The organism is Microbacterium sp. HJ5, assembly GCF_054824025.1.
The window spans coordinates 67,388-81,242 of record NZ_JSYE01000020.1 but is presented as its reverse complement, the minus strand read 5'-3'; the positions used below and the strand labels follow the sequence as shown (position 1 = coordinate 81,242).

Sequence of the window (13,855 nt, the reverse complement as noted above, 5' to 3'; positions counted from 1 at the left end):
CCGCCTCAGCGCCGCTCTCAGGCTTCGTCATACTCACAGTCGGGTCGCAACTCCCGTCCGCCCGGACTCGAGAGCCGCTTCCACCACTTCGAGCGTGCGGAGGCCCTGCTCCATGGTGACGACATCGCTCGGCTTGCCGAGGACCGCGTCGCGGAACGCCTCGTGCTCGACCCGCAGCGGCTCGCGCTTCGCGAATGCGTAACGGGTGACGTCGCCCTCGGAGACGCCGCGGAAGGAGGACACCGACTCCCATTCGAGAGGGATCGTGCCGTTCGCGTAGAAGGTGAGATCACCCGTCGAGGTGTCGGCGACGAACGCGCCCTTCTCGCCGGTGACGACCGTCAGTCGCTCCTTCATCGGGCTCAGCCAGTTGACCAGGTGGTTCACGATCACGCCGGACGCCAGGCGCCCGGTGATCGCGATCATGTCCTCGTACTCGCGGCCGCTCTTGAAGGTCGTGTGTGCGAACACGTCGACGTAGTCGCTCTGCGCGACCCATGCCGTGAGATCCACGTCGTGCGAGGCGAGGTCCTTGCCCACGCCCACGTCGGCGATGCGTCCGGGGAACGGACCCTGGCGTCGCGTGGCGATCTGATAGATGGCCCCCGCCTCGCCTGCCTCGAGTCGGCGGCGAAGCTCCTGGAGTGCGGGGTTGAACCGCTCGATGTGGCCGACCGCGCCGACCAGGCCCGCTGCGGCGAACGCATCGGTCATCCGTCGGCCGGCATCCAGGGAGTGCGCGATGGGCTTCTCGACGAGCGTGTGAACGCCTGCCGCAGCCAGTTTGAGAGCCGCGTCTTCGTGGAACTGCGTCGGCACCGCCACGACGGCGGTGTCGATGCCCGCTCCGATGAGCGCGTCGATGTCGGGAAGCACGTCGAGGTCGCCCGCGACTCCGTGCGGATCTCCGCCCGGGTCGGCGATCGCCACGAGCTCGACGCCCTCCAGATCGCGCAGCACTCGAGCGTGGTGGCGCCCCATCATCCCGACGCCGAGCAGACCCGCGCGGAGAGCGGCCATCAGGCGCCCGCCCCTGCGACGGCGTTCACTGCCTCGACGATCCGAGTCAGATCGTCCTCGGTCAGCGACGGGTGCACCGGGAGCGACACGACCTCGCGCGCCGCGGCCTCGGTCGTGGGGAGATCCAGCCCTGGGGCGAAGTGGGCGAGCGACGGCAGCCGATGGTTCGGGATCGGGTAGTAGACGCCGCTGCCGACGCCGTGTTCGTCCTTGAGCGCGCGCACGAACCCATCACGGTCCTCACTGACTCGGACGGTGTACTGGTGGTAGACGTGCGTCGCACCGTCGAGGACAGGGGGGACGACCACACCGCGGAGGTTCGCGTCGAGGAAGGCCGCATTGGATCGGCGGGTCGCGGTCCAGGCATCCACCTTCGTCAGCTGGACACGCCCGATCGCGGCGTGGATGTCGGTCATGCGCGCGTTGAAACCGATGACCTCGTTCTCGTACTGGCGCTCCATGCCCTGGTTCCGCAAGAGGCGGGCGTTGCGGGCGATCTCGTCGGTCGCCGTCGAGATCATGCCGCCCTCTCCACTGGTCATGTTCTTCGTCGGGTACAGCGAGAACATCGCGAAGTCGCCGAACGTTCCGACCTGACGGCCGTCGAGTGCCGCGCCGTGCGCCTGCGCGGCGTCTTCGTAGAGCGCCACGCCGTGCTTGTCGGCGATGGCCTGCAGCTCCCCCATGCGGGCCGGGTGTCCGTAGAGGTGGACGGGCATGATGCCCTTGGTCTTGGAGGTGATGGATGCCTCGACGGAAGCCGGATCCAACGTGAATGTCTCCGGCTCGATGTCGGCGAAGACCGGCGTGGCGCCGGTGAGCGCCACCGAATTGCCGGTGGCGGCGAAGGTGAAGGACGGCACGATGACCTCGTCCCCCGCTGTCACGCCGGCCGCGAGGAGCCCGAGGTGCAGACCCGCCGTCCCGGAGTTCACCGCGACCACTGGACGACCTGCGACGAAGTGCGAGGAGAACTCCTGCTCGAAAGCCGCCACCTCGGGACCCTGCGCGACCATTCCGCTGCGCAGCACCCGATCGACGGCCTCTCGCTCGTCGTCGCCGATGATCGGCTTCGCGGGGGGGATGAACTCGCTCACGCGCTCTCCTCTGTCAGTTGTCCTTCGGACTCGATGTACCGGTCGCCCGTCGCGGGGCAGACCCAGGCTTCGTCGGCCGCGTCCCGCGCAAGCGGGACTCCGGCTTTGCCGACCCATCCCAGTCGCTTCGCCGGCACACCGGCGACGAGCGCGAAGGCGGGGACGTCCTTGACGACCACCGCACCGGCGGCGACGGTGGCCCATGCGCCGATCGTCACGGGTGCGACGCACGTGGCTCGTGCGCCGATCGAGGCGCCGGTCTCGATCGTCACGCCCACCGGCTCCCAGTCATGTGCGCTCTTGAGCGAACCGTCGGGGTTGATCGCACGCGGATAGGTGTCGTTGGTGAGCACCACGGCCGGGCCGATGAACACTCCGTCGCCGAGCCGCGCAGGCTCGTACACGAGGGCGTAGTTCTGCACCTTGCAGTTGTCGCCCATGACGACCCCCGTGCCCACGTAGGCCCCGCGTCCGACGATGCAGCCGCGGCCGAGGACGGCCTGCTCCCGCACCTGGGCGAGATGCCAGATGGACGAACCGTCGCCGATGACGGCGTCCGGCGATACGTCAGCCGAGTCGACGATGCGCACGGCGGTTGAGTGTGTCACGTTGGGGGCTCCTGCACGGGGCGACGGGGAGGCCCGCTGTGCGCGAGAAGTCTACCTGTTGCCGTCATGGGCTTCCCTGAGCGCCGCGTCTGCGGCCCGGTCACCCACCGCCGCCAGCGACACGCGCTCACGCGCCCAGGCGACACGCGCGGCGCGGGCGGCCTCGGAAGCCCCCGAGCGCCATGCATCGATCAGGCGGCGCATCGCGGTCGCGATCGACTCGGGGGTGAACTCCGCGACCTCTCCCAGCGCTCCGTCCCGCACGACGTCAGCACCGGTGGAGGCACCGGCGTAGAGCACGGGTGTGCCGACGGCCGCCGCAGCGTAGGTCTTGGTCGGCCGGGCGAAGTCGTAGCCGACGCCAGGGACGATGCTCACCAGCGCACCCACGGCTCCGCGAAGCCACTCCGCCGCCTCGGCGGGAGCGATGACGCCGCCGAATCGCACACGGTCGGGTCCCAGTCGGGCCGCCGCCGCACGAGCGTCGTCCTCGGACGAGCCCTGTCCGAAGAAGCGGATGCCTACGTCGGATGCCTCGGGCCCGAGCAGACGGAGCGCTTCGACGAACACTTCGGGTCGCTGCCACTCGGACATGGTGCCCGTGTAGACGAAGTACGGCTGCTCTGACTGCGCGACGGCGACATCCGGGCGGAATACGTCGGTGTCGATCCCGTTGCCGACCATCGCCACGCGCGCGGACGGCGCTCCCAGCGCCTCGAGCCGATCCGCGACTTCGGGCGAGATCGCGAGGACGACATCTGCGCCGCGGACCACCGTCGACTCCATCCAGCGCATCAGGCCGACGATGGGCGCCGGCGCACCCATCGCGATCAAGCCCTCCGTCCACACGTCGCCCGGATAGTAGACGAACCGGGCCCGCCTGAGCCGGGCCGCCAGCAGGGCGACGATCCCGGTGGTCGGAGGCGCTTCGGCGACGATCACATCTGCACGCCGCGCGAGAAGGCGGGAGAGCAGGGGACCGTCGAAGCTGGCGTACTGAAGGTATCCCCGGATGGCTCCGCCGCGGTCACGCAGAACGGGCGCGCGTGAGACCTCGACGCCGTCGCCCGGATCGGGCACCGCGGCTCGTTTCGGAGGCTTCGTCGTGAGGACGAGCACATCCGCGCGGCGAGCGGCCGCGCGAGCGAAGGCTTCCATGCGGAACGCCGCTGCCGAAGACTCGGGCGAGTACAGCCGCGACGCGACGATGACGCGGGGCCGTTCGCGGGACGTCACGACGATGGATCCTCTCGGGCGGGGGCGGGCGCTCTGCGGTTCGCCGCGAGCCTGAACAAGGCTAGCCGGACCTGACAGAATAGACGGCGTGAACGACTCCCCCACCCCCGGCGCGGACCGGCCGGATCCCTCGACCTGGGTCGTCATACCCCTCTACAACGAGGCCTCCGTCATCTCCTCGGTCATCGACGGGCTTCGCGGCCGTTTCGCCCACATCGTGTGCGTCGACGACGGCTCGTCGGACGGCTCGGCGGCCATCGCGGCGGCGGCCGGCGCAGAGATCGTCCAGCACCCGGTGAACCTCGGCCAAGGCGCCGCCTTGCAGACGGGAATCGAATACGCGCTGTCGCACGAGGTCTGCGAGTACATCGTGACCTTCGACGCCGACGGCCAGCACCGCGTCGAGGACGCGATGGCGATGGTCCGACACGCCCGTGACAACGATCTGGCGATCGTCTTCGGCTCCCGTTTCCTCGACGATCGCACCCGGCCCGGGTGGATGAAGAAGGTCATGCTGAAGACGGTCGTGTGGGTGTCGAACCTCACGACCAGCATCCGGCTGACAGATGCGCACAACGGGCTGCGCGTCATCAGGCGCGACGCGGCCGAGCACGTCCACCTCGCGCAGGATCGCATGGCTCACGCCACCGAGATCGTTCTCCAGCTCGCCCGCACGAAACTGCCCTGGTCGGAGTACCCGGTGGAGTTGCTCTACACCGACTACTCGAAGGCCAAAGGCCAGAGCGTCCTCAACTCGGTCAACATCCTCGTCGACCTGATCGTCAGGTAGCACCCCATATGTGGATTCAGATCCTCCTCATCGCGGCCGTCCTCGTCATCGGCTTCATCCTCATCCGACGTCCTCAGAGCGACAGCCACCAGGCACTGCAGCGCATCGGCCTGCTCGCCTTCATCGCGATCGCCGTGCTGTCGGTGCTGTTCCCCCAGTGGCTGTCCTGGCTGGCGAACCTCCTCGGCGTCGGTCGCGGCACCGACCTCATCCTCTACGCGCTCGTCATCATCTTCCTCGGAACGACGCTCGCGCAGTATCGGCGCATCTCGGCACTCCAGCGCAAGATCACGGTGATCGCGCGCCGGCTCGCGATCGTCGACGCGGAGACCTCCGACACGGACGCCGTTCGAGGCGCGCCGAGCGCCGACATCGCTGCGGCACGCGCCGACCGCGACGAGAAGGCCTGACACCCGAGCGGTCAGTCGCAGCCCGTGACCTCGTAGAGCGCCGCGTCGCCGATCACGGCGACCTCATCGACCACATCCGACTGGTCGAGGTCGTGCAGGCCGATGAAGTCCTCGTGCCCGAGCGGGTAGATCCGCTGACTCCCGAAGTCGAGAACGTACTCCACTCCGGTCCGGTCGATGGCCTGGCAGACCTCTTCACCGCCTTCGCGCAGATCGGTGCCCAGGAGGGAGGCGTCCGCCCCGAACTGGCCGCGCATGTGAGGGAAGAGCACGGGCTGCCCGGTGTACGCGTAGAGGAGGCCGGCGCCGGTCAACGGATCGCCTGCGACGACGGCTCCGTCGGGCACGAGCGCGGCAACCTTGTCGAACATCGCCGCCTCGTCGGGCGAGAGTCCTTGCGATGACTCGTCGAAGGCGAAGCTCATGGACCGCATGATGACGAGCTCGTGGCGGATGACGAGCGCCTGTGCCCCGAGGACAGGCAGTGCGATGACCACCGCGGCGAGGATCGCCTGCCATGCGAAGCGCGGATGCCTGCGTCGCACCACGTCGACGGCAGACGCCGCGGCGAGCGCTGCGAGCGGAACGGCCGCCACGACGAGAAGCGCGGCGACGCGCACCACGTCGTCGTACCAGACGCCGACGAACAGCGAGCGGATCCACTCCACCGGAAACCACGCGGCGATGACGAAGAACCCGACCGCGACGAGCTGCGTGCCCACGAGTCCCCATGACCGACGTCGGATCGCGATCCAGGCACCGACGATGACGAGTCCTGCCAGCAGCAGCGCCGGCGGGCGACCCACCGGCCCGAGATACGTCGCCTCCCCCAGCGCCTGGGCGAGCGACTCGTACCGCTTCCACTCACCTGTCGTCACGTTGAGCCAGGGCCAGATCATTACGAGGCCTATCGAGACGGCGGCGAGCGTCACTGTGGCGACGATGCGCGGCCGGGCAGGACCGGACCACATCGAGATGACGGAAGCCAACGCGAGCGGCCAGCTGAGCACGAGCGCCGCCAGCAGAGCCGAGGGGTGCGCCACCGCGATGCCACCGATGACTGCGAGGCCGATACAGACGAGCAGAGTCCCCTGCCATCCCCGAACGCTGAGCGCCCGGGTGCGGAAGGCGGTCAGCAGGAGTCCGAGACCGACGGGGATCAGCGCGATGCCGAGGAGGTTCGGGTAGAGCACGCCCCAATTGAGGAATCCGAGCGGGAACAGGGCGAAGCACAGCGTCAGCGCCGCGCCGAACGCCGTCGCCAGCGAGCGCCGCCATGCTGCGGCAGTGAGGAAGGATGCCGCGAGCGGCCACAGCACCGCGATGACGGCGAGCGAGACGATGTTCGTCGCCACGACGACGCTCTGCCCAGCGGCCGGCACGACCAGCGACACGACCGCATGCCACAGCGTCGGATAGGACAGGTGATCCTTGAACGGGTACGCCATCGTCATGTCGAGTGGCGATGCGCTCCCGCTCTCGATGACGAAGCGGACCGCGTTCAGGTGGAAGATCGCGTCGAAGTGCTGAGCAGGCCGGTCCGGCGACGTCATGCCGACGGCGACGATCGCCGTCCACGCGACCGCAGCGGCGCCCAGAGCCGCCCACACCCACCAGCGGTTCGACTCCGCTCCGAACCGCTGCAGCTGACGGCCCCTGCGGCGCCCGGACCACACGAGGAGCGCGGCGACGGCGGTGAGGACGGACGCGACCAGGACGACCGGAAGCGGAGACCAGCGGAGCGAGAGGATCGGCGCCACGAGGCTCGCCAGAGCGATGATGCCGGCGGAGACGCCCGCACTCACCGCCGGCAGAGCGGCCCCGCGGAAGCCGGCGAGCCACGCGATCCCGCCGCCGGGCAGGAGCAGCACCCCGAGGGCGACGACGAGAGCGGGCACCGCGCCCAGCCAGGCGGCGATCACGACTGCACCAGCGCGATCGCGCCCTCCACGGGCCCGTCGTAGACGACGCTCCCCTTGTTGAGCACGACCCCACGAGTGCACAGGTCGCGCACCATGTCGAGATCGTGACTGACGACGAGCAGCGTCTTGCGCGCGGCGATCAGCTCCTCGAACTTCAGCCGGCACTTCTCACGGAAAGGCGCGTCGCCGACGGAGAGGATCTCGTCGACCAGCAGGACATCGACGGCCACATGGATCGCGACAGAGAACGCGAGCCGCATGAACATGCCGGAGGAGTAGTGCTTGACCTCCTGGTCGATGAAGGGCTCGATCTCGCTGAAGGCGACGATCTCGTCGTATCGCGCCTCGATCTCCTTCCGGCTCATGCCGAGGATGGCAGCGTTGAGGAAGACGTTCTCGCGCCCGGAGAGCTCGGGGTGGAACCCTGCGCCGACCTCGATGAGACCGGCGACGCGGCCTCGGGTCAGCACCTCTCCGTCATCCGGACTCATGACACCCGAGATGAGCTTGAGCAGGGTGGACTTGCCCGATCCGTTGAGCCCCAGGACCGCGACGGACTCGCCCTCGTCCACGACGAGGTCGATGCCCTTGAGCGCTTCGAACTGGGACGAGAGCTTGCGTCCGCGGATCCATGCGACCACGGTGTCCTTGAGCGAGAGCGCGTGGTTGAGGGTGAAGCGCTTGCGAACTCCGTCGACGATGATGCTGGGACGGGCGGCGGGCGAGGCGAAGGCGGTCATAGATCCTGCGCGAACCTTCCTTCGAGGGAACGGAAGACGTACTGTCCGACCACGATCGAGGCCACTGCGATGAGGAACGTCCAGAGGGTGTTGATGCCCAGGTCCGGCGGGAGCGGCAGGTCGGAGGTCGTGACCGGTGTCCAGAATCCGAAGTGGAAGAGCTCGACCGCCTGCGTGATCGGGTTGAGGAGATAGAGCCGCAGAGCCCAGTCCGGCAGCACCTCGGCGACCATCGTCCAGAAGTACAGAACAGGCGACGCCCACGTCGCGAGCAGCAGGAGGAGCTCGACGATGTTCTCCGCATCACGGAAACGCACGTTCACCGCGCCGAACAGCAGGCCGAGGCCGAGTGCGAAGAGCACGATGATCAGGGCGCCCGCGAGGATCGCGAGGATGCCGAGGATCGACATCTTGACCAGCCAGCCGAGGAACAGCACGACGACGAGCAGCAGCGCGACCTGCGGAAGGAAATGGACGAACGCGACGATGACGGCAGAGACCGCGAACAGCTGCCGCGGCAGATAGACCTTCCGCACGAGGGGCGCGTTTCCGACGATGGAGCTCGTCGCGTTCTTGAAGGCCTCGCTGAACAGGTTGATGACGATGATCCCCGAGAAGAGATACACCGCGTAGTTGGGAACACGGTTGAGGTCGAGGAAGACGCCGAAGACGATCCAGAAGACGATGAACTGCGCCGCCGGTCGGACATACGACCACGTCCACCCGAGGACGGAATTGCGGTAGCGGGTCGTCACGCCCGTGCGGATCAGGAGCCGGAGCAGGTAGTGCCAGCGGAAGACATCCCACAGGCCGTTGCTGCGTCCGGGGACGTCGAAGTCCGCGCGGGGGACGCGCTCGAACAGATCGGATCTATCGGTCACGGCTTCTGACTCTCGAGGGGTGGGAGGGAGGCGCCCTCGCGACAACCCTCACATTGTAGGCGCACGACCCGAGGGCCTCCTGCACCCTGCGGGGAAGGCGCCTCAGCGAGTGCGGCGCAGGGCGCGGCGCACCCGCCCCAGCACGCGGCGGTGGATCGGAGGAATCGGCGCAGCGGGAGGACTGAAATACGGGGCCAGCTCGGGCAGTTCCCGCACGACCGCGTTGGTGAGTCGCGCCCGGAAGCCGCGGCGGTAGCTCTCGCGCATCGCGGTGGTGCGCTCCATATCGGCGCCGGAGGAGAGCATCCGCTCGAAGAAGTCCTCGTAGCCCAGCATCTGCGACCACCGTCCGACAACGCCGTAGTACCGGCCCGCGGCCGGATCGACGATGTGCGTTTCGCGCTGCTCGACCTGCGTGGTCACCAGGCTGTCGAGGAACCACGCGCCGCCCGCCTCCACCGCGAGCGCGCTCAGGAGCACCTGCGGGTACATCCGGGCCGCGGAGTTGTCGTCGATGAGACCCGCGATCTCCGCCGCCGCGGCGCGCAGGAAGGCGGTGTCGAAGGTGACGCCGGAGATGTAGAAGGCGGCGGACTCGAACTCGTCGGGCTGCATCAGGCGCGTCTCCGGCCGGCCCCGGTATCTGACCTTGGCGCCCACCTGTGCGCACGGCGAGACCATGCGCCGTCTGTCGGATCGGCAGAACGCGAGGAGGTCGCGAAGACCGGACTCGTGGACGGTGTCCTCGTCGGAGACGAACATCAGCATCTCCGTGCGAGAGTGCTCGATCAAAGCGAGGACGTTGCCTGCGAACCCCACGTTGGAGTCGTTCCGGCGGACCTCGAGCCGGTCGTCGGCGAACCGGCTCGTAAGCGCTTCGTACGTCCCGTCGTCGGATGCGTTGTCGATGACGAGGAACCGCACGGGCAGATCGCGGGGAAGCGCGCACAGCTCCTCCACGCGTGCGAGGACGCTGTCCTTGCGCTGATAGGTCGGGACGCCGATGGTCAGGAAGTCGTCGACGGGCACGTTCATCCCTGCCTCTCCAGGAACCGCTCGACCTGTCTCTGCGCGGCGAGGCGGGGCTGCTCGCCGCCCTCGACGGCGCGATGCCAATCCACGGTCCACGTGACGCATTCGGGGTAGGTGAGCACGTTGCGCCAGCCGAGCTCGCGCTCGGCGCGCGCGTTGTCGAGTGCGAGCAGCCCGGCTTCGGACTGCGGCGGGACATCGCCCACGCGCCACAGCGCGCCGTCCCCCCAGTTCGCCGCGGCCAGATCGGCGACCTCGGCGACGGTGACGAAGCTCTCGACGCCGGGGCCGATGTTCCACTCACCCGTCCCGCGCCCCTCGAGGAGCGCGTCCACGATCGCCCAGTAGCCGGTCACGCAGTCGAGCACGTGCTGCCAGGGACGGACCGACTCCGGACGCCGGATCTCGGCCTGCCGTCCCTGCGCGAAGGCGCGCATGAGATCGGGAAGAAGGCGGTCCCTGCTGTGGTCCCCGCCCCCGACGACGTTCCCCGCGCGCGCGATCGCTGCGGGCGGTCCGTCGAAGCTCCGGATCCACGACTGAGCCAGGAGATCCGCCATCGCCTTCGACGTGCTGTACGGATCGGCGGCACCGAGTGCCTCGTCCTCGCGATAGCCTTCGCGGCGTCCGACGTTGCGGTAGACCTTGTCGGTCGTGATGACGAGGTGCGCCCGCACGCTGGGCGTCGCCGCGACCGCCTCGAGGACATTGAGGGTCCCCATGACGTTCGACTCGAAAGTCGTTCGCGGGTCGCGGTACGACTCGAGGACGAGTGGCTGGGCAGCGAGGTGCACGACCACGTCGGGGGCGACCTCGCCGATGGCGGTCCTCACGCCGTCGGCGTCGCGCACATCGAGGCGCAGGTCGCGCTCGTACAGATCGGCCATTGCCGCCGCGGAGAAGAGCGATCCCTCCTCAGGGTCGAGCGCGACTCCGCTCACACGATGCCCCTTCGCACGCAGGAGCAGCGTCATCCACGCGCCTTTGAAGCCCGTGTGTCCCGTGAGGAGGACATGCATGTCAGCGCGCCGCGGCTTCGACGAACTCGATGATGGAGTCGGCGATGAAGTCCAGCATGGGCACGGTGAGCCCGGGGAACGTGCCCACCCAGAACGACCGGTTCATGACGATGTCGGTGTTCGTGAGGTCGCCGACGATCTTGAAGTCGATGTCGCGGTACGCCGGCTGCTTCGTGAGGTTGCCCGCGAAGATGAGCCGGGTGCCGATCTTGCGCGAATCGAGGAAGCGCATCAGCTCTTCGCGAGACACAGGATGCTGCGGGTCGAGCGTGAGGGGGAACCCGAACCATGCGGGATCCGACTTGGGCGTCGCCTTCGGCAGGATCAGACCTTCGACTCCGTCCAGCCGGGCGTGGAGATAGGCGAAGTTGCGCTTGCGCGCCTCGACGAAACGGTCCAGCTTGCCCAGCTGCGAGAGCCCGAGCGCCGCCTGCATGTCGGTCGCCTTGAGGTTGTAGCCGATGTGACTGTAGATGTACTTGTGGTCGTAGCCGCGCGGCAGGCCGCCGAGTTGCCACTCGAACCGCTTCTGGCACGTGTTGTCCTGGCCGGTCTCGCAATAGCAGTCTCGGCCCCAGTCCCGGAACGACTCCACCTGCTTGCGCACGAGCGGGGACTTGACGAAGACCGCACCGCCCTCACCGGTCGTGATGTGGTGCGCGGGGTAGAAGCTGACCGTGGCCGTGTCGCCGAAACTGCCCGTGCGCTTACCGTCGTATGTCGATCCGAGCGCGTCGCACGAGTCCTCGACAAGCCATAGGTCGTTCTCTTTGCAGAGTTCCTGAACGGTGTCGAGATCGAAGGGATTGCCGAGCGTGTGAGCCATCATGATCGCGCGCGTCCGCGGGCCGACGGCCTCGCGCAGGCGATCCGCGATCGCGTCATACGTGTCGAGCTCGACATCGACGACCACCGGGCGCAGGCCGTTCTGGATGATGGGGTTGACCGTCGTCGGGAAGCCCGCGGCGACGGTGATCACCTCGTCCCCGGGGCGCAGGGCGCGTTTGCCGAGCTTCGGGCTGGTGAGACCGCTCAGGGCGACGAGATTGGCGCTCGAACCGCTGTTGACGAAGAGCGCGCTCCGACTGCCGACGTATCGGGCGAGCGCCCGCTCGAAGTCGACGTGGAACCGGCCGGCGGTCAGCCAGCCGTCCAGGGAGGCGTCGACGAGTGCGGCGATGTCATCGGGGTCGAGAACCTTGCCGGACACCGGGACCGTGGTCTCGCCGGGGATGAACTCCCGAGGTGCGAGCGAAGTCTCGGCGTACGCGCGAACGCTGTCGAGGATGGGGCCGCGTTCGGCGGGGGAAGAAGTCAAGGGATACTCCGAAATGGCGTGCGGGGACCTGTCGATCCTACCCGCCGACGCCCGGCGTCCCCGGGGACGGGCAGCCGCGGCGGGATAGGCTGAGTCCGCTCATCGCCAGCGTCGACCCATGGGAGATACGTGAAAGCCGTTCTGCTCGCCGGAGGCCTCGGCACGCGGATGCGTGAAGAGACCGAGTTCCGCCCCAAGCCGATGGTCGAGGTCGGCGGCCGTCCGGTGCTCTGGCACATCATGAAGGTGCTCGGCCAACAGGGGCTGCAGGACTTCGTCGTCTGCGCGGGATACAAGAGCGAGTCGATCAAGACGTACTTCCTGAACTACCTCGCCCTCAATCAGGACTTCACAGTGGGGCTCGGCGACGTGCGACGGATCACGTACCACGGCGGTCACGCTGAGGAGGACTGGACGGTCACCGTCTCCGACACCGGCGCGAGCACGATGACCGGCGGCCGTATCAAGCGCGTTCGTCGGTACGTCGAGAATGAGCGTTTCCTGTGCACCTACGGCGACGGCATCGCCGACATCGATCTGTCCGCGCTTCTGGCTTTCCACGAGGCGCACGGAAAGCTCGCCACGATGACCACCGTCCAGCCGCCGAGCCGCTTCGGCGTCCTGGATCTGGAAGACGATGGAACCGTGCGTCGGTTCAAGGAGAAGCCGCAGGTCGAGGGGTGGATCAATATCGGCTACTTCATCTTCGAGCCGGGGATCTTCGACTACCTCGGCGATGACACCACGGTGCTCGAGCAGGAGCCGCTCAACCGGCTCGCGGAGGACGGCGAGATCGTCGCATATCAGCACCGCGGATTCTGGCAGCCGATGGACACGTATCGCGAGTCCCAGATGCTGAACGCTCTGTGGGACGAGGGTCAGGCGCCCTGGCGAACCTGGTGACCGCTCGCTGGTCAGCTAGCCGGAGCCGCCTCGTAGGTCTGACGCAACCCCGCCTCGAGTTGCCACACAGGATTCCAGCCCGTCGGCGTGTCCCAATCGCCTGAGCGCAGCGGGAGGTCGCTGACCGAGCGCGCTTCGTCGACGATGATGTCGAGGGGCCGGCCGGCGGCGCGGCCGACCGCCGCGATCACGTCGCCCACAGTCGTCGCGGACGCCGCGCGCACGGTGGTGATGGCTGCGCCTCCAGGCGCAGCCGCCGCGATCAGGCCGGTCGCGACATCTTCGACGTGCAGGAGATTGAGGGCCTGACCCACCGGTCCGACGACGACCGGCGTGCCGTTGCGAGCAGCGCGCACGAGCGCGGGGACGAGCTTGGGGCGTTGATCCCCGGGCCCGTAGTTGTCGTAGAGGACGACTCCGCGAGAGTCGACGCCCTCGCCCTCGCGGTAATAGTCGGCCAGCACCGCGTACGCCTGCTTCGACGAGGCGTAGAGGGAGTGCGTGGTCGGCGCCCCGTCACGGTACTGGAAGTAGCTCATAGCGCTCACGACCACGCTCGAGCTGCCGACAGCCGCGTCGAGCAGCCGCACCCCCAGCCCGATGTTGGCATCCAGGAACGCCTCCACGTCGTCTTCGGAGCGCGAACGCGCCTGGTGCGCGGCGAGATGGAAGATGGCATCCGGCGCGGTGGTCTGCACGATCGATCGCACATCGACGCCGGGGGCGAGGCTGTGCCAGCTGATGCCGTCGCCGTCCTCGACTTCCGGACCGGTGCGTCGCGTCGCCGCCACCCGCCAGCCACGATCTCGGAGTGCGCGCAGGAGAGCCCGGGCCACGAATCCCGAACCTCCGGTCACGAGGGCCTGAGGCATGCGACGG

General features: G+C 68.2%; 14 protein-coding genes. 3 read left to right on the top strand and 11 right to left on the bottom strand.

Going from position 1 to position 13,855, the window contains the following annotated elements; translation table 11 throughout:
• Positions 1-33: 33 nt before the first annotated feature.
• From OB08_RS11065 to OB08_RS11050, 4 genes are read right to left on the bottom strand one after another with little or no spacing between them, the layout of a single operon-like run.
• Entirely contained in the window at positions 34-1,020 is a 987-nt protein-coding gene (locus tag OB08_RS11065; protein ID WP_461474678.1) for a Gfo/Idh/MocA family oxidoreductase, read from the bottom strand.
• Positions 1,020-2,117, bottom strand: coding sequence for a DegT/DnrJ/EryC1/StrS family aminotransferase (locus OB08_RS11060; protein ID WP_461474676.1), 1,098 nt, complete (start codon positions 2,115-2,117; stop codon positions 1,020-1,022). The genes OB08_RS11065 and OB08_RS11060 overlap by 1 nt, the downstream gene beginning before the upstream one ends.
• The gene (locus tag OB08_RS11055; protein ID WP_461474674.1) at positions 2,114-2,725 is read right to left on the bottom strand and encodes an acyltransferase; all 612 of its coding nucleotides are present in this window, start codon (positions 2,723-2,725) and stop codon (positions 2,114-2,116) included. The genes OB08_RS11060 and OB08_RS11055 overlap by 4 nt, the downstream gene beginning before the upstream one ends.
• Positions 2,726-2,776: 51 nt before the next feature.
• Positions 2,777-3,961: a glycosyltransferase gene (locus OB08_RS11050; protein WP_461474672.1), complete on the bottom strand. Its 1,185-nt coding sequence runs from the start codon at positions 3,959-3,961 to the stop codon at positions 2,777-2,779.
• Between the two features lie 88 nt (positions 3,962-4,049).
• On the opposite strand from OB08_RS11050, the gene OB08_RS11045 reads away from it, so the two are divergent.
• The gene (locus tag OB08_RS11045; protein WP_461474670.1) at positions 4,050-4,751 is read left to right on the top strand and encodes a glycosyltransferase family 2 protein; all 702 of its coding nucleotides are present in this window, start codon (positions 4,050-4,052) and stop codon (positions 4,749-4,751) included.
• 8 nt (positions 4,752-4,759) lie between these two features.
• Positions 4,760-5,161, top strand: coding sequence for a DUF2304 family protein (locus tag OB08_RS11040; protein ID WP_461474668.1), 402 nt, complete (start codon positions 4,760-4,762; stop codon positions 5,159-5,161).
• A gap of 11 nt (positions 5,162-5,172) precedes the next feature.
• Here the strand turns inward: OB08_RS11040 and OB08_RS11035 are convergent, their stop codons facing one another.
• The 6 genes from OB08_RS11035 to rfbH form a co-directional block, all read right to left on the bottom strand.
• A complete protein-coding gene (locus OB08_RS11035; protein WP_461474666.1) occupies positions 5,173-7,083 on the bottom strand; it encodes a DUF6541 family protein in 1,911 nt (636 codons plus the stop codon).
• Positions 7,080-7,823: an ABC transporter ATP-binding protein gene (locus OB08_RS11030; protein WP_461474664.1), complete on the bottom strand. Its 744-nt coding sequence runs from the start codon at positions 7,821-7,823 to the stop codon at positions 7,080-7,082. Before OB08_RS11030 ends, OB08_RS11035 begins: the two co-directional genes overlap by 4 nt.
• Positions 7,820-8,704: an ABC transporter permease gene (locus OB08_RS11025; RefSeq protein WP_461474662.1), complete on the bottom strand. Its 885-nt coding sequence runs from the start codon at positions 8,702-8,704 to the stop codon at positions 7,820-7,822. Before OB08_RS11025 ends, OB08_RS11030 begins: the two co-directional genes overlap by 4 nt.
• A gap of 102 nt (positions 8,705-8,806) precedes the next feature.
• Positions 8,807-9,739: a glycosyltransferase family 2 protein gene (locus tag OB08_RS11020; protein WP_461474660.1), complete on the bottom strand. Its 933-nt coding sequence runs from the start codon at positions 9,737-9,739 to the stop codon at positions 8,807-8,809.
• Entirely contained in the window at positions 9,736-10,755 is a 1,020-nt protein-coding gene (gene rfbG, locus OB08_RS11015) for a CDP-glucose 4,6-dehydratase (RefSeq protein WP_461474658.1), read from the bottom strand. The genes OB08_RS11020 and rfbG overlap by 4 nt, the downstream gene beginning before the upstream one ends.
• 1 nt (position 10,756) lies before the next feature.
• Entirely contained in the window at positions 10,757-12,073 is a 1,317-nt protein-coding gene (gene rfbH / locus OB08_RS11010) for a lipopolysaccharide biosynthesis protein RfbH (RefSeq protein ID WP_461474656.1), read from the bottom strand.
• A 129-nt stretch (positions 12,074-12,202) separates the two neighbouring features.
• On the opposite strand from rfbH, the gene rfbF reads away from it, so the two are divergent.
• On the top strand, positions 12,203-12,976 hold the full coding sequence (gene rfbF / locus OB08_RS11005) for a glucose-1-phosphate cytidylyltransferase (RefSeq protein ID WP_461474655.1): 774 nt from the start codon (positions 12,203-12,205) through the stop codon (positions 12,974-12,976).
• An 11-nt stretch (positions 12,977-12,987) separates the two neighbouring features.
• Here the strand turns inward: rfbF and OB08_RS11000 are convergent, their stop codons facing one another.
• Positions 12,988-13,848 (bottom strand): NAD-dependent epimerase/dehydratase family protein, encoded by an 861-nt coding sequence (locus tag OB08_RS11000; protein WP_461474653.1) that lies wholly within the window; start codon positions 13,846-13,848, stop codon positions 12,988-12,990.
• Positions 13,849-13,855: the final 7 nt, after the last annotated feature.

Excerpts from the sequence above, each read along its gene's own strand:
- OB08_RS11000 (WP_461474653.1), bottom strand. The coding sequence starts at position 13,848 with ATGCCTCAGGCCCTCGTGACCGGAGGTTCGGGATTCGTGGCCCGGGCT.
- OB08_RS11020 (WP_461474660.1), bottom strand. The coding sequence starts at position 9,739 with ATGAACGTGCCCGTCGACGACTTCCTGACCATCGGCGTCCCGACCTAT.
- OB08_RS11040 (WP_461474668.1), top strand. The coding sequence starts at position 4,760 with ATGTGGATTCAGATCCTCCTCATCGCGGCCGTCCTCGTCATCGGCTTC.
- rfbG (WP_461474658.1), bottom strand. The coding sequence starts at position 10,755 with ATGCATGTCCTCCTCACGGGACACACGGGCTTCAAAGGCGCGTGGATG.
- OB08_RS11030 (WP_461474664.1), bottom strand. The coding sequence starts at position 7,823 with ATGACCGCCTTCGCCTCGCCCGCCGCCCGTCCCAGCATCATCGTCGAC.
- OB08_RS11065 (WP_461474678.1), bottom strand. The coding sequence starts at position 1,020 with ATGGCCGCTCTCCGCGCGGGTCTGCTCGGCGTCGGGATGATGGGGCGC.